The sequence below is a fragment of the Streptomyces sp. NBC_00122 genome, assembly GCF_045160845.1.
Lineage (GTDB): Bacteria > Actinomycetota > Actinomycetes > Streptomycetales > Streptomycetaceae > Streptomyces.
Window position 1 is genome coordinate 3,885,815 of the sequence record NZ_CP108191.1, and the last position, 14,619, is coordinate 3,900,433.

At 72.3% G+C, this 14,619-nt stretch carries 14 protein-coding genes and 1 riboswitch; of the genes, 11 read left to right on the top strand and 3 right to left on the bottom strand.

Annotation, left to right across the window (positions count from 1 at the left end; translation table 11 throughout):
• Nucleotides 1-56: 56 nt before the first annotated feature.
• The 4 genes from OG737_RS18515 to OG737_RS18530 all read left to right on the top strand — a co-directional run bounded on the left by OG737_RS18515 (nt 57) and on the right by OG737_RS18530 (nt 4,204).
• Nucleotides 57-1,046 (top strand): malate dehydrogenase, encoded by a 990-nt coding sequence (locus OG737_RS18515; RefSeq protein ID WP_328927235.1) that lies wholly within the window; start codon nt 57-59, stop codon nt 1,044-1,046.
• A gap of 140 nt (nt 1,047-1,186) precedes the next feature.
• A complete protein-coding gene (locus OG737_RS18520; RefSeq protein ID WP_328927236.1) occupies nt 1,187-2,938 on the top strand; it encodes a hypothetical protein in 1,752 nt (583 codons plus the stop codon).
• Complete coding sequence (locus OG737_RS18525; protein WP_328927237.1) at nt 2,928-3,305, top strand: hypothetical protein; 378 nt, start codon at nt 2,928-2,930, stop codon at nt 3,303-3,305. Before OG737_RS18520 ends, OG737_RS18525 begins: the two co-directional genes overlap by 11 nt.
• Nucleotides 3,306-3,307: 2 nt before the next feature.
• Entirely contained in the window at nt 3,308-4,204 is an 897-nt protein-coding gene (locus OG737_RS18530; protein ID WP_328927238.1) for a hypothetical protein, read from the top strand.
• On the opposite strand, the gene OG737_RS18535 is transcribed toward OG737_RS18530, so the two are convergent.
• Nucleotides 4,205-4,690 carry a carboxymuconolactone decarboxylase family protein gene (locus OG737_RS18535; RefSeq protein ID WP_328927239.1) on the bottom strand — a complete coding sequence of 162 codons (486 nt, stop codon included), beginning with the start codon at nt 4,688-4,690 and terminating at the stop codon, nt 4,205-4,207. It lies immediately after the preceding gene.
• A 47-nt stretch (nt 4,691-4,737) separates the two neighbouring features.
• On the opposite strand from OG737_RS18535, the gene OG737_RS18540 reads away from it, so the two are divergent.
• Nucleotides 4,738-6,135, top strand: coding sequence for a PLP-dependent aminotransferase family protein (locus OG737_RS18540; protein ID WP_328927240.1), 1,398 nt, complete (start codon nt 4,738-4,740; stop codon nt 6,133-6,135).
• A 48-nt stretch (nt 6,136-6,183) separates the two neighbouring features.
• On the opposite strand, the gene OG737_RS18545 is transcribed toward OG737_RS18540, so the two are convergent.
• A complete protein-coding gene (locus tag OG737_RS18545) occupies nt 6,184-7,029 on the bottom strand; it encodes a DMT family transporter (RefSeq protein WP_328930383.1) in 846 nt (281 codons plus the stop codon).
• A 111-nt stretch (nt 7,030-7,140) separates the two neighbouring features.
• Between OG737_RS18545 and OG737_RS18550 the strand changes: the two genes are divergently transcribed.
• Both OG737_RS18550 and OG737_RS18555 read left to right on the top strand, forming a co-directional pair.
• Nucleotides 7,141-7,458 carry a hypothetical protein gene (locus tag OG737_RS18550; protein ID WP_328927241.1) on the top strand — a complete coding sequence of 106 codons (318 nt, stop codon included), beginning with the start codon at nt 7,141-7,143 and terminating at the stop codon, nt 7,456-7,458.
• A gap of 8 nt (nt 7,459-7,466) precedes the next feature.
• Entirely contained in the window at nt 7,467-8,669 is a 1,203-nt protein-coding gene (locus OG737_RS18555) for a glutathionylspermidine synthase family protein (RefSeq protein WP_328927242.1), read from the top strand.
• Nucleotides 8,670-8,676: 7 nt separating this feature from the next.
• Here OG737_RS18555 and rocD read toward each other — a convergent pair whose 3' ends face one another.
• A complete protein-coding gene (gene rocD, locus OG737_RS18560; protein ID WP_328927243.1) occupies nt 8,677-9,879 on the bottom strand; it encodes an ornithine--oxo-acid transaminase in 1,203 nt (400 codons plus the stop codon).
• A 109-nt stretch (nt 9,880-9,988) separates the two neighbouring features.
• Nucleotides 9,989-10,079, top strand: a riboswitch (ZMP/ZTP riboswitch).
• Nucleotides 10,080-10,113: 34 nt separating this feature from the next.
• Here rocD and glyA point away from each other — a divergent pair.
• The 4 genes from glyA (at nt 10,114) to OG737_RS18580 (ending at nt 14,598) form a co-directional block, all read left to right on the top strand.
• Nucleotides 10,114-11,379 carry a serine hydroxymethyltransferase gene (glyA, locus tag OG737_RS18565; RefSeq protein ID WP_328927244.1) on the top strand — a complete coding sequence of 422 codons (1,266 nt, stop codon included), beginning with the start codon at nt 10,114-10,116 and terminating at the stop codon, nt 11,377-11,379.
• A 480-nt stretch (nt 11,380-11,859) separates the two neighbouring features.
• Nucleotides 11,860-12,873 carry a tryptophan--tRNA ligase gene (gene trpS / locus OG737_RS18570; RefSeq protein WP_328927245.1) on the top strand — a complete coding sequence of 338 codons (1,014 nt, stop codon included), beginning with the start codon at nt 11,860-11,862 and terminating at the stop codon, nt 12,871-12,873.
• A gap of 95 nt (nt 12,874-12,968) precedes the next feature.
• On the top strand, nt 12,969-13,553 hold the full coding sequence (locus OG737_RS18575; protein WP_328927246.1) for a 2'-5' RNA ligase family protein: 585 nt from the start codon (nt 12,969-12,971) through the stop codon (nt 13,551-13,553).
• Nucleotides 13,554-13,719: 166 nt separating this feature from the next.
• On the top strand, nt 13,720-14,598 hold the full coding sequence (locus OG737_RS18580) for a YhjD/YihY/BrkB family envelope integrity protein (protein WP_328927247.1): 879 nt from the start codon (nt 13,720-13,722) through the stop codon (nt 14,596-14,598).
• Nucleotides 14,599-14,619 lie beyond the last annotated feature (21 nt).

Genomic DNA, 14,619 nt, shown 5'->3' on the forward strand with positions numbered 1-14,619 from the left:
CCTCCAGCACATGGGGCGGGGACGCCCCGACCGCCAGCTGTCTAACGGAGAAGGCCATGACCCGCACTCCCGTGAATGTCACCGTCACCGGCGCCGCAGGCCAGATCGGCTACGCGCTGCTCTTCCGCATCGCGTCCGGCCACCTGCTCGGCGCGGACGTGCCGGTCAAGCTCCGACTTCTGGAGATCCCCCAGGGCATGAAGGCCGCCGAGGGCACCGCCATGGAGCTCGACGACTGCGCCTTCCCGCTGCTCAAGGGCATTGACATCTTCGACGACCCGAACCAGGGCTTCGAGGGTGCGAACGTCGCGCTGCTCGTCGGCGCCCGCCCGCGTACCAAGGGCATGGAGCGCGGCGACCTGCTCTCCGCCAACGGCGGCATCTTCAAGCCGCAGGGCAAGGCGATCAACGACCACGCCGCGGACGACATCAAGGTCCTGGTCGTGGGCAACCCGGCCAACACCAACGCGCTCATCGCGCAGGCCGCCGCCCCGGACGTACCGGCCGAGCGCTTCACCGCGATGACCCGCCTGGACCACAACCGCGCGATCTCGCAGCTCGCGCAGAAGGCCGGCGCCGACGTCTCCGACATCAAGCGCCTGACCATCTGGGGCAACCACTCGGCCACCCAGTACCCGGACATCTTCCACGCGGAGATCGCCGGCAAGAACGCCGCCGAGGTCGTCAGCGACGAGCTGTGGCTCGCCGAGACCTTCATCCCGACCGTCGCCAAGCGCGGCGCCGCGATCATCGAGGCCCGTGGCGCCTCCTCGGCCGCCTCGGCCGCCAACGCCGCCATCGACCACGTGCACACCTGGGTCAACGGCACCGCCGCGGGCGACTGGACCTCGATGGGTATCCCGTCGGACGGCTCCTACGGCGTCCCGGAGGGCATCATCTCCTCCTTCCCCGTCACCACCAAGGACGGCAAGTACGAGATCGTCCAGGGCCTGGACATCAACGAGTTCTCCCGCGCCCGCATCGACGCCTCCGTGCAGGAGCTCGTCGAGGAGCGCGACGCGGTCCGCGAGCTCGGCCTCATCTGATCACTGCTCCACCGCTCCACCGCTCCACCGCTTGAGAAAGGCTCCGGCGCCCAGCGCGCCGGGGCCTTTGGCGTGATCCGGTCTGTCCTGGCATCCCCGGGCGCCGTACCTTTTGCCTCCTCACACCGGAGGGGGATTCGGTGAGCGAAATATCGGACGTCGCAGCACCCGTCCATCCGTCGAAGTCGGAGGCGGGCCGGCTGCTGTGCGCCGGCGTGTATCTCGACGCCGCATACCGCGAACGGGTGATCGACGAGCTGTACGTCCACGAGGAACGTTTCACCGCGCCCTCCTACGGATTCGACGCCGCTCGCGTCCTCGCCCACGCCCTGCGCGCCCGGCGCATCGAAATGGCCTGGGCGGTGGCGGTGGTGGCGGTCTGGGCCCTCGGACTGCTGCTGCTCCAGACCTTCATCGTCTTCCTGATCGTCCCCGGGCTCCTGCTCAGCGGCGCCGGTCAGATCAAGCGGTACCGCGACCGGACCGGCCGCGGCAGCCGGATCGTCGAGTACGTCCTGCGCGGGTACGCCGTCTGGATGCTCGGCAACGTCCTCTGGGGGGTGGTCGCCGGTTTCGCCGACGGCCGCGTGGCGCCGCTGCGCTTCTCGGAGGCGGGGTTCTTCTTCCCGTTCCTCGGCGGGGTGATCGCGCGGGACCCGCTCGGCATCTTCCTGGAGTGGCCGCGGATGGGGGGCTTCTACGGGGAGGCCTACTCGTGGGTCGCCGTACTCGTCTTCCTGCTGCTCACGACCGTCGCCGGGCTCCAGCGCGGGCACTTCGCCCGGGTCCTGCACCTCTCGCTCGACCGGGAGGAGTACGCCGCCGGGGCGGGTGACCTGGTGGTGACGGGCCGGCGGTTCGGGCGGGCCCGCGCGCGGATCCAGCGGATCCAGCACGCGCCCCTGGTCCTGTACGACGTGGGCAATCCGTTCTGCGGCGCGGGCCGGGCACACCTGCCGTGGCAGCTGTCCGTCGAACTGCGCCCGCGCGGCGACGGCGAGGTGGACGAGCTGGACAACGCGCAGATCGTGGACCGGATCCGGCCACGGCTGGAGGCCCTGCGCGTCCCGTCGCCGCACGGCTCCCCGGAGGCGGAGGCCTCCGTGCTGGACCGGCTGCGCGAACTGGTCGTCGACGAGTGCGTGTTCCTGCCGGCCGACGGGCTGCCCGACGTCGACTCCCTGGACCTGTCGCACGAGGCGTTCGCCGAGCACCGCGCCACCGCCGTCGAGGAGGGCGGCGAGCGCCGCCGCCACTTCCTGCGCGTACGGATCGGCGGCTGGGACGAGAACCTCGTCGTCACCGTCTTCATCCGCGTCCACACGCAGGGCGGGATGCTGATGCTGGAAGTGGCGCCGCACGTGCTGCTGCCCGTCCGGCCCGACTTTCAGCGTGCCGACGACACCGCCCAGCGGCAGCGGCGCAACACCGCCTTCGCCAAGGTGGTCTGGGCGGTCGTGAACGGTGCGGGCGCTCTCGGTCCGGCGCTGCTCGTCCTGGTGCGCGCGCTCCGCATCCCGTGGCGGATGGCTACCGCGGGGCACGGCGTGGCGATCCCGGCCGGGCCGGCCGTCTCCGTACGCGAACTCGCGGCGCAGGACGACGCCTCGCTGTTCCAGCTGATGGACCTGGACCGGTACCTGAAGACGATCCAGGACCGGATCGTCGGCGGGGTGACCCTGGCCCTGCACGAGGCGGGCTGGCACACCGAGGAGTTCGCGGAGCGGGCGGTCAACGTCGCCGAGGGCGCGGTCTTCATCCAGTCGGTGCGCGACAGCGCCTTCGGGATCGGCGGAGAGAGCCACAACCACGTCACCCACCAGGGCTCCGACCCGGACAAGGGCAAGGACAAGCGCACGAGCTCGGGCAGGAGGAGAAACGGTGGCAACTAGCGGGGGAGAACAGCCGGCGGTGCGGATCGGCGACGTCCACGGCAGCAGCTTCAGCATCGGAGGCACCCACAACACCAACAGCACCGTCCACCACGGCGGTACGGAGGCCACGGCGCCCGGCGCCGAGGAACTGCTGGAGGCCGTACGGGAGCTGCGCGCGGCCCTCGTACGGCTGCCCCGCAGCCCCGAACGGGCGGCGCTGGACGGCGAACTGGACGAGGTGGCGGGGGAACTGGAGACGGGCGGAGAGGTCCGCCCCGGTCTGCCGGCCAGGCTGCGCGGGGCGCTGGAAAGGTGGGCCCCGCTGGTGGACTCGGTGAGCGCGGCGACCGCCCTGGCCGCGCTGCTGACCTCGCTGGGAGGCTGAGCGTGGCCACGGGGGAGGGCGGCGTCCGCTGGAATCCGCGGTCGCAGCGGTGGGAGCGGACCGAGCCGGCGGAACGGGCCGAGCCGACCGAGCGGACCGCGCCGGCGGAGCGGACCGAGCCGGGCCCGGCCCCGGGCCGAACCCCGAGTCCGGCCTCGGGCCCCGCCCCGGCACCGTGGCCGTCGGCCCCGCCCGCGTACCCGCCGGGGCCCCCGCCGGCGCCGGGGTGGCCCCCGCAGGGTCCGGCGGCGGCGCCGCCCGCGCGGCGCCGCCGGACCCTGGCGGTGGTGACCCTCGGCGTGGCCCTGGTGGGCGCGACGGCCGTGGCCGGGTGGCTGTACCTGGGCCACAAGGGCCCCGGCTCCGGTCAGGGCGGCCCGGGTGCCTCCGGCTCCGCGACCCCGACCGCCACCTCCGGCCCGGCCCCCACCGCGACCTCGACCTCGACCTCGGCCACCGTGCCGTCCGGGTACGCGTGGGTGCGCGAAACGGCGGCCGGCTTCACGGCCGCGGTTCCCACGGGCTGGTCGGCCGACCGCAGCGACCCGAGCGTCGGCTCGGTGTACCGGTCGGGCGACCAAAGCGCGCTGCTCCAGATCTTCCGGGCCACCGAGGACACCATGACGGCCTGCGAGGTCCTCGCCGACTCCACGAAGCAGCTGGGCGCGAAACCGGGATTCCGGGAGATCTCCCGGAATCCCGTGGACGGTTCCGGCTGCGAGCTGGTCTTCGAGTACGCCGATCCGGCCTCGACCGCCCCGCCCAGCCACGCGGTCGAACGGCTCCTCGTCGCCGCCGACCGCAGCCGGTGGGTGATCATGGTCACCGGCCCCAGCAGCGACAAGCCGCTGATCCGCACGCACCTCACGGCGGTCGTCCAGTCCTTCCGGCCGGTCTGATCAGCCCTTCGCGTACATGCCGGGCGTGTAGTGCCCGGGCACCATGCGGGTGGTGACGCCGATGCGGTTCCAGACGTTGATCGTCGCGATGACGGCGATCAGCTGGGCCAGCTCGCGCTCCTCGAAGTGCTTCGCGGCCTTCTCGTACACCTCGTCGGGCACGAAGCCTTCCGTCAGGACGGTGACCGCCTCGGTGAACTCGATCGCGGCGAGCTCCTTCTCGGTGTAGAAGTGCCGCGACTCCTCCCAGGCGGTGAGCTGCACGATCCGCTCGACGCTCTCACCGGCCGCGATCGCGTCCTTGGAGTGCATGTCCAGGCAGAAGGCGCAGTGGTTGAGCTGCGAGGCCCGGATCTTGACGAGCTCGACCAGGGCCGGGTCCAGGCCCTTCTTGGCGGCGATCTCCAGGGCCAGGACCGCCTTGTAGACCTCGGGGGCGGCCTTCGCCATGTTCATACGGGGCGTGTGCTCGTGTGCGTTCGTCATGTGATCAACCGTAGGCGGCGGACGGCCCACCGATATGGTCCATATCCATGACGGAATCCTGGGCCACTTTCGGCGCCGACCTGCATCTGGAACTCTCCGCCGGACGCGGGCTGCGGGCCGGGCTCGTCGAGGCGCTGCGCGAGGCCGCGCGCAGCGGCCGGCTGGCCGCCGGGACCCGGCTGCCGTCCTCCCGTTCGCTCGCCGGCGACCTGGGCATCGCCAGGAACACCGTCGCGGAGGCCTATGCCGAGCTCGTCGCCGAGGGCTGGCTGACGGCCCGCCAGGGCTCCGGCACCCGGGTCGCGGAACGGGCCCGGCCGCGCCGGACCGCCGCGGCGGCCGCCCGCGTACGGCGTCCCGCGCGCCAGGGGCCCTCGTACAGCCTGCGGCCGGGCTCCCCGGACGTGAGCGCCTTCCCGCGGGCGGCCTGGCTGTCGGCGGCCCGGCGGGCGCTGACGGGTGCCCCGAACGAGGCCTTCGGGTACGGGAGCGACGGCCGCGGCCGGCCCGAGCTGCGCGAGGCGCTGACCGGATACCTGGCGCGGGCGCGCGGGGTGTACGCGGACCCGGACCGGATCGTGCTGTGCGCCGGCTTCGCGCACGGGATCACCCTGCTGGCACGGGTGCTGCGGGCGCGGCGGGTACGGGAGGTGGCGGTGGAGGGGTACGGCCTGGACGTCCACCGGAACCTGCTCACGCGGGCCGGGCTGCGGACGCCGCCGCTGGGCGTGGACGGGGAGGGGGCCCGTACGGGGGAACTGGGCCCCGGTCCGGGCGCGGTGCTCCTGACCCCGGCGCACCAGTTCCCGACGGGGGCCGCCCTGACCCCGGCCCGCCGGGCGGCGGCGGTCGACTGGGCCCGCACCACCGGCGGCCTGATCCTGGAGGACGACTACGACGGGGAGTTCCGCTACGACCGCCAGCCGGTCGGCGCCCTGCAAGGGCTGGACCCGGACCGGGTGGTGTACCTCGGCACGGCCAGCAAGTCCCTCGCCCCGGGGCTGCGCATGGGCTGGATGGTGGTCCCGCCGGGGCTGGTGGACGAGGTCCTGGCGGTCAAGGGCATGGGCGACTGGACCTCCAGCGCGCTGGACCAGCTCACCCTGGCGGAGTTCATCACCTCCGGGGCGTACGACCGCCACGTGCGCGGCATGCGCCTGCGCTACCGGCGCCGCCGGGACGAACTGGTGGCGGCGGTGGACGGCCGGGTCGGCGTCTCCGGGATCGCGGCGGGCCTGCACGCGGTCCTCGACCTCCCGGCGGGGACGGAGCGCGCGGTGCTCCAGTCGGCGGCCTGGCAGGACCTGGCCCTGGACGGCCTGTCCGGCTTCCGCCACCCGCAGGCGGTGCTCCCGCCGCGCGACGCGCTGGTCGTCGGCTACGGAACCCCGTCGGACAGCGCGTGGACCCCGACCCTGGCGGCCCTCTCGGCGGCCCTCCCGTAGCGCCGCCGCACCGGAGCCCCGCAGTGCGGCGGGGTCACGCGGCCGGGGTCACGCGGCCGGGGGTACGGGCACCGGCGCGGGTTCCGGGGGCTCCCCGAAGCGGGCCAGTGCAAGGGCTCCGGTCACCGCCACCACGAAGCCCGTCACCGCCAGCCAGGCCAGGCCCTCCCGGGGGCGGTCGCCCAGCCAGACCACCCCCACCACCGCCGGGCCGACCGTCTCGCCGAGCACCAGGCCGGCCGTCGCCGCCGTCACCGAGCCGCGCTGGAGGGCCGAGGTGAGCAGCAGGAACGCCGCACCCCCGCCCAACAGCAGCGCGTACAGGGCGGGATTGCGCAGCTCGGCGGGCGAGAAGCCGTCGATCAGCCGGACCGCCACCTCCACCACCCCGAAGCCCGTCCCCGCGGCCAGACCCAGCACCAGCGCCCGCGGCCCGTCCGGGAGCCGGCCCGCCACCGTGCCGACCAGCAGCACCAGCCCCGCCACGGCCAGCAGCCCCAGCTTCAGCGCGAGCGACCCCTCCCCCGTGCCCTCCTCTCCGGAAGCCAGCCCCAGCATCAGCATCCCCGCGCACACCACCCCCACCGCGCCCCACTCCGTCCTGGACAGCCGCACCCGCATCAGCCGGGCCGCGACCACCGCCGTCACGGCCAGGCTCGCGGCCAGCGCGGCTCCCACCACGTAGATCGGGATGTGGCGCAGCGCGATGATCTGGAACACGAAGCCCACCGCGTCGAGGCCGAGACCGGCCAGATAGCGCCACTGCCGGACCGCCCGCATCATCAGCGCCGGGTCCACTCCGGACCCCGTCCCCGGCTCCACGGCTCGCGACGCCATGGCCTGCAGAACGGACGCCGTGCCGAAGCAGACCGCCGCGCCCAGCGCGCAAATCATCCCAATGAGCACGAACTGACTTTAGGTCACGGATCTCACGGCGGCCGGATTCCATCGGCCCGGGCCGCCGCTCTAGTCTGTCGGGAGCACGCCATCAGGGGAGCAGCAGACATGGACAGCAGCAGTAGTAGTACCAACCAGCGCCGGATGCGCTCCGGCGCCGTCGTCCTCGGCGGCATGGGCCTGCTCGCGGCCACGCTCGTGGCCTGCGGCAACAGCAACGAGCCGGACCGGCGCTGCGTCGACCGGACCACGCTGGACAAGCTGGACGACAAGCACTGCAAGGGCAGCAGTAGCAGCAGCCGCGGCACGTACTACTACGGCGGTTCCGTCCGCAACGGCAAGGTCTCCGGCGGCAGCTTCGACAAGTCCGCCGTCACCCGCGGCGGCATCGGCGGGCACAGCAGCTCCGGCTCCAGCGGCGGCTGAGCGCACCCGTGGAGCGGCACACCATCGAGCCCCGCCCCGACTGGCAGAAGACCGTCGAGGAGCAGGGGCTGATCTACCCCCTCACCCGGTACCCCGACGACTCCCTGCGCCCCTACTGGGACGAGAGCGCCTACTACTCCTTCTCCCTTCCCGAGGTCGAGGCGCTGGAGGACGTCGTCGAGGAACTGCACGCCATGTGCCTGGCCGCGGCCGCGCACATCGTCGAGCACGACCGCTTCGCCGACCTCGGCATCACCGACCCGGAGCTCGCCGCGCTGATCGCCGAGTCCTGGCGCCGCCGCGCCGAACAGCCCTCCCTCTACGGCCGTTTCGACCTGCGCTACGACGGCACCGGCAGCCCGGCCAAGATGCTGGAGTACAACGCCGACACCCCCACCTCCCTCGTGGAGGCGGCCAGTCCGCAGTGGTTCTGGATGGAGGCGCGCTTCCCGGGCGCCGACCAGTGGAACTCCCTGCACGAGCGCCTCGTCGACGCCTGGCGCCGGCAGGCCGAGCTGCTTCCGCCCGGCCCCCTGCACTTCGCGCACTCCGAGACCGACGAGCTCGGCGAGGACCTGATGACGGTCGCCTACCTCAAGGAGACCGCGGAGCAGGCCGGCCTGGACACCCAGGCCCTGTCCGTGGAGCAGATCGGCTGGGACAGCCTGTCCGGCCGGTTCGTGGACGAGAAGCTCCGCTTCATCCGCTCCTGCTTCAAGCTCTACCCGTGGGAGTGGCTGGCCACCGACGAGTTCGGCCCCCAGGTCCTCGGCACGTACGACCACGGCGGCGGCTCCGGCACCACCTGCTGGATCGAGCCGCTGTGGAAGATGCTGCTGTCCAACAAGGCGCTGCTGGCGATCCTGTGGGAGCTCTTCCCGGAGCACCCGAACCTGCTGCCCGCCTACCTCGACGGCCCGCGCGAGCTGGCGGAGCCCGGCGCCGGGGGCTACGTGGCCAAGCCGCTGCTGGGCCGCGAGGGCGCCGGGGTCACCCTCCACCCGGCGGACGGCACCGGCGAGCCGTTCACGCCGGAGGAGGGGGAGCGGTACTGCTTCCAGGCCCTGGCCCCGCTGCCCGACTTCGACGGCAACCGGGTGGTGCTCGGCGCGTGGGTCGTCGAGGACGAGGCGGCGGGGCTCGGCATCCGCGAATCGGCGGGGCCGGTCACGGACGAGTACGCCCGCTTCCTGCCCCACGTGATCCTGTAGCGAAGGGTCAGGCGAGGAGGGACCTGAGCTGGTCCAGGCCCCAGTCCAGGTCCTCCTTGCTGATCACCAGCGGCGGGGCGATCCGGATCGTGGACCCGTGGGTGTCCTTCACCAGGACGCCCAGCTCCATCAGCTTCTCGGAGATCTCCCGTCCGGTCCCGCGCGACGGCTCGATGTCCACGCCCGCCCACAGCCCCCGCCCGCGTACGGCGGTCACCGCGCCCGTGCCGACCAGCAGGTTCAGCTCCCGGTGCAGGTGGTCGCCCAGCTCGGTGGCGCGCTGCTGGTACTCGCCCGTCCTGAGCATCGCCACGACCTCCAGGCCGACGGCGCACGCGAGCGGGTTCCCGCCGAAGGTGGAGCCGTGCTCGCCCGGCCGGAACACCCCGAGCACGTCCCGGTCGGCGACGACGGCCGAGACCGGCACCACTCCGCCGCCGAGCGCCTTGCCGAGGACGTACATGTCGGGGACGACGCCCTCGTGGTCGCACGCGAAGGTCCTGCCGGTCCGGCCCAGCCCCGACTGGATCTCGTCCGCCATGAAGAGGACGTTCCGCTCGCGCGTCAGCTCCCGTACGCCCTTCAGGTATCCGGTGGGCGGCACCAGCACCCCCGCCTCGCCCTGGATCGGCTCCAGCAGGACGGCGACGGTGTGCGCGGTGACCGCCGACTCCAGCGCGGTCAGGTCGCCGTACGGGACGATCTCGAAGCCGGGGGTGTACGGGCCGTAGTGGTCGCGCGCCTCGTGGTCCGTGGAGAAGGAGACGATCGTCGTCGTCCGGCCGTGGAAGTTGTTCGCCGCGACCACGATCTTCGCGTGCCCGTCCGGCACGCCCTTGACCTCGTAGCCCCACTTGCGCGCGGTCTTCACGGCCGTCTCCACGGCCTCCGCGCCCGTGTTCATGGGCAGCACCATCTCCTTGCCGCACAGCGCGGCGAGCTCGGTGCAGAAGTCGGCGAAGCGGTCGTGGTGGAAGGCGCGCGAGGTCAGCGTGACCCGGTCCAGCTGCGCGCGGGCGGCGTCGAGCAGACGGGGGTTGCCGTGCCCGAAGTTGAGCGCCGAGTAGCCGGCGAGCATGTCGAGGTACCGGCGGCCCTCCACGTCGGTCATCCACGCGCCTTCCGCGGTGGCGACGACCACGGGCAGCGGGTGGTAGTTGTGCGCACTGTGCGCTTCGGCGGAGCGGATGGCATCAGCAGTTGTCGACACGGGGTCTCCGATCGTCCGTCAGGCCGGTGACGAGGGTGGCGTCACTTTCCATCCTCGCTCGCACAGCGGACGGAGAAACCTTTCTTGTGGCGCGCCCGCTAAGGTGGCCGGTACGCACGGCGACTGGCGTACGGAGAACCAACTCCGGGGGAGCCGTGCGCGCTCGTCCGCATACAGGGCCGCTCGCCTGGGCCTCGCGGGGTACCGATCACATCGACCCCGGAGGAGCCCGCCATGTCCGCGAGCCGCCATCCCGCCCTTTCCGCGACCGACCCCGAACTGGCGTCCTTCGTCGCGGCGGAGGAAACGCTCCAGGCGCAGACCCTGCGTCTGATCCCCAGCGAGAACTACGTGTCCGCGGCCGTGCTCGAAGCCTCCGGCACGGTGCTGCAGAACAAGTACAGCGAGGGCTACCCGGGCCGCCGCTACTACGAGGGCCAGCAGAACATCGACCGCGTCGAGGCCCTCGCCGTCGAGCGGGCCAAGGGCCTGTTCGGCGTGGACCACGCCAACGTCCAGCCGTACTCCGGCTCCCCGGCGAACCTGGCCGTCTACCTCGCCTTCGCGAAGCCGGGCGACACGGTGATGGGCATGGCGCTGCCGATGGGCGGGCACCTGACCCACGGCTGGGGCGTCTCGGCGACGGGGTCGTGGTTCCGGGGCGTGCAGTACGGCGTCCGTGCGGACACCGGGCTCATCGACTACGACGCGGTGCGCGACCTGGCCCTGGCGGAACGCCCCAAGGTGATCTTCTGCGGCGGCACCGCGCTGCCGCGCACGATCGACTTCGCGGCGTTCGCGTCGATCGCGCAGGAGGCGGGCTCGGTCCTCGTCGCCGACGTGGCGCACATCGCGGGCCTGATCGCGGGCGGGGCGCACCCGTCCCCGGCGGGGCACGTGGACGTGATCTCCACGACCACGCACAAGACGCTGCGCGGTCCGCGCGGCGCGATGCTGATGTGCCGCGAGGAGCACGCGAAGGCCATCGACAAGGCCGTCTTCCCGGGCCTCCAGGGCGGGCCGCACAACCAGACGACGGCCGGTATCGCGGTGGCGCTGCACGAGGCGGCGCAGCCGTCGTTCGTCTCGTACGCCCACGCGGTCGTCGCCAACGCGAAGGCGCTGGCGGCTGCGCTGCTGGAGCGGGGCTTCGACCTCGTCTCGGGCGGTACGGACAACCACCTGATCCTGATCGACCTGACGGGCAAGGACGTCCCGGGCAAGGTCGCGGCGAAGGCCCTGGACCGGGCGGGGATCGTGGTGAACTACAACACGGTGCCGTTCGACCCCCGCAAGCCGTTCGACCCGTCGGGCATCCGGATCGGCACCCCGTCCCTGACGTCGCGGGGGCTCGGGGCCCTGCACATGCCGCTGGTGGCGGACTGGATCTCGCGCTCGGTCGACGCCGCCGCCAAGTCCGACGAGGTGGCGCTGGCCGCCGTCCGCGCGGAGGTCACCGCCCTGATGTCCGCCTTCCCGGCCCCGGGCCTCCCCCTGTAACCCCCACGGCCCCGCCCGGGCCGCCGCCCCGGCCCCCCGCGCCTCAAACGCCGGCGGGGCTGGATCGTGCCCGGCAGGGCTGGATATGCCGCGGCAGCGGCTTGGAAGTGCGCGCGGCGCAACCCCGCGCCCAGCCTGGGCTGGATTGCCCGCAGGGCAATCCAGCCCAGCCCGGCGTTCGAAGGCGTACCCGCGCCGAAGGCGCCGGGTCCGGGGCGGAGCCCAGCCCGGCCCCGCCGGCGTTCGAGGCGCAGTCGGGCGGAGCCCGGAGAGCCCCGCGCAGCGGCACCGCCCAGCCCCGCCGGCGTTCGAGGCGCGGGTTCGGGCGGCGGCGGAAATCGGTCGTTCGGCCGGGGCAAGATCCGGCCGGGCCGCTACCGGCCGGTACCCGTGCGCGGCACCGGCGCGACCGGTCGCGACCCGGAAGGTTCCGGCCAGCGGAGGGCCCGAGCCCGCCCCCGCACCTGAGAGAATGAAGCCATGGCTTCTGATCGTCCTCGCGCGCTCTCCGGCATCCAGCCCACCTCCGGTTCGTTCCACCTCGGGAACTACCTCGGAGCCATCCGCCAGTACGTCGCCCTGCAGGAGACGCACGACGCGTTCTACATGGTCGTCGACCTGCACGCGATCACCATGCCGCAGGATCCGAAGGATCTGCGCGCGAACACCCGCCTCTCCGCCGCGCAGCTGCTGGCCGCCGGCCTGGACCCCGAGCGCTGCACGCTCTTCATCCAGAGCCACGTGCCCGAGCACGCGCAGCTCGGCTGGGTCATGAACTGCATCACCGGCTTCGGCGAGGCCAGCCGGATGACCCAGTTCAAGGACAAGTCCGCCAAGGGCGGCGTCAACAACGCCACCGTCGGACTGTTCACGTACCCGATCCTCCAGGTCGCCGACATCCTGCTCTACCAGGCGAACGCGGTCCCCGTCGGCGAGGACCAGCGCCAGCACATCGAGCTGACCCGCGACCTGGCCGAGCGCTTCAACCAGCGCTTCGGGCAGACCTTCACCCTCCCCGCCGCGCACATCGTCAAGGAGGTCGCGAAGATCTACGACCTCCAGGACCCTGCGATCAAGATGTCGAAGTCCGCGTCGTCCCCCAAGGGCCTGATCAACCTCCTCGACGAGCCCAAGGTCACCGCGAAGAAGATCAAGAGCGCGGTCACCGACACCGAGGCCGAGGTCCGCTTCGACTCCGAGAAGAAGCCCGGCGTCAGCAACCTGCTCACGATCTACTCCACCCTCACGGGCGAGACGATCGCCGCCCTGGAGGAGAAGTACGAGGGCAAGGGCTACGGCGCGCTGAAGACCGACCTGGCCGACGTGATGGTCGATTTCGTCACACCGTTCAAGCAGCGCACCCAGGAATACCTGGACGACCCGGAGACGCTGGACTCCATCCTGGCCAAGGGCGCGGAGAAGGCCCGCGCCGTCGCCGCCGAAACCCTGGCACAGGCGTACGACCACCTCGGTTTCCTGCCCGCGAAGCACTGACTCGGGATCGAACGAAAGACGGCCCTGGCGATACCGGGGGTGCTGCCCGCACACTGGGTCGGCAGCGTCCATCCAGACAAGCGGAGGAGAGATACGTGGGGACCGTAACGCTCGGCGTTTCGATCGCGGTCCCGGAGCCGTACGGCAGCCAGCTCCAGGAGCTGCGCGCAGGCTTCGGGGACGTTGCCGCGCACGGCATCCCCACGCATGTCACCCTCGTCCCGCCCACCGAGGTGGAGGCGGACCGGCTGCCGGAGATCCGCGCCCACCTGTCCGAGGTGGCGGCCGCCTTCCGCGGCTTCACGATGCGGCTGGGCGGGACGGGAACCTTCCGTCCCCTCTCGCCGGTCGTCTTCGTCAAGATCGTCGAGGGTGTCGTGGGCTGCACCCGCCTCCAGGACACGGTCCGCGCCCCCGACGGGCCGCTCAGCCGTGAGCTGGCCTTCCCGTACCACCCCCACGTCACGGTCGCCCACGGGATCTCCGAGGAGGCGATGGACCTGGCGTTCACGGGCCTCGCCGAGTACGCCGCGACGTGGGTCTGCGAGGGCTTCGCGCTCTACGAGCAGGGCTCGGACGGGGTCTGGCGCAAGCTGCGCGAATACCCTTTCGGGACGGGCCCGACCGGGGTCCCGGCGCAGCCCGGCTCACCCACGGACGAGACCGTGCGCCGCTCCTGACGGAGCGGCCGCAGGGCCTGGCGGGTGCGGAACCTGAGCCTGCGCAGGACCAGGGTGTGGAACGGACGGACCGCCCGGGGGACATCGCGAAAAGTCACAGTCGACGACCGTAGCCCCAGAACGGGACAATCCAGGCTATTTCCGGCAGTTCAATTACGGTGACTTCATGGACTGGCTGACGAAACTCCCGGTGATCGGCCCGCTGGCGGCCCGCCTGATGCGGACGCACGCCTGGCGTTCCTACCAACGGCTCGACCGCGTCCACTGGACCAGGCTCGCCGCGGCGATCACCTTCATCAGCTTCCTCGCGCTCTTTCCGCTGATCGCCGTGGCCGCCGCCGTCGGCGCGGCCCTCCTCAGCCAGGAGCAGCTCGACCGGCTCCAGAAAAACCTCGCCGAACAGGTCCCCGGCATCTCCGACCAGCTCGACATCAACACGCTCGTCGACAACGCGGCCACGATCGGTCTCGTCGCCGGCGCCCTGCTGCTCTTCACCGGCATCGGCTGGGTGGGTTCGATGCGGGACTGCCTGCGCGCGGTGTGGGAGAAGGACGACGAGGACGAGGGGAACCCGATCGTCCGCAAGGGCAAGGACGGGCTGGTGCTGCTCGGCCTCGGCGCCGCGGCCCTGGCCTCCGCCGCCGCCTCGATCATCGGCTCCAGCGCCGTCGGGAAATCCGCCGAGTGGCTGCACATCCCGCGCGAGGGCGCGGGCGGCGTGCTGCTGCGCGCGGGCGTCTTCCTCGTCGGCGTCGCGGCCGCGTTCCTGCTGCTGCTCTACCTCCTGACCCTGCTCCCGGGCGTCGAACCGCCGCGCGGCCGCCTGATCCAGGCGGCCCTCATCGGCGCGGCGGGCTTCGAGCTGCTGAAGCTCCTGCTCGGCGGCTACATGCGGGAGGTCGCGACGAAGAGCATGTACGGGGCCTTCGGCGTGCCGATCGCCCTGCTGCTGTGGATCAACTTCTCGGCGAAGCTGCTGCTCTACGTCTCGTCCTGGACGGCGACCCGCGGCGACGAGGACGGCGGCGACGGGCACGGCGCCTAGTGTTCTGAGTCTTGAGTTCTG

Coding starts and splice junctions, on each gene's coding strand:
- OG737_RS18515 (WP_328927235.1), top strand. CDS start 57: ATGACCCGCACTCCCGTGAATGTCACCGTCACCGGCGCCGCAGGCCAG.
- OG737_RS18535 (WP_328927239.1), bottom strand. CDS start 4,690: ATGACGAACGCACACGAGCACACGCCCCGTATGAACATGGCGAAGGCC.
- OG737_RS18540 (WP_328927240.1), top strand. CDS start 4,738: ATGACGGAATCCTGGGCCACTTTCGGCGCCGACCTGCATCTGGAACTC.
- OG737_RS18545 (WP_328930383.1), bottom strand. CDS start 7,029: ATGATTTGCGCGCTGGGCGCGGCGGTCTGCTTCGGCACGGCGTCCGTT.
- OG737_RS18550 (WP_328927241.1), top strand. CDS start 7,141: ATGGACAGCAGCAGTAGTAGTACCAACCAGCGCCGGATGCGCTCCGGC.
- glyA (WP_328927244.1), top strand. CDS start 10,114: ATGTCCGCGAGCCGCCATCCCGCCCTTTCCGCGACCGACCCCGAACTG.
- trpS (WP_328927245.1), top strand. CDS start 11,860: ATGGCTTCTGATCGTCCTCGCGCGCTCTCCGGCATCCAGCCCACCTCC.
- OG737_RS18580 (WP_328927247.1), top strand. CDS start 13,720: ATGGACTGGCTGACGAAACTCCCGGTGATCGGCCCGCTGGCGGCCCGC.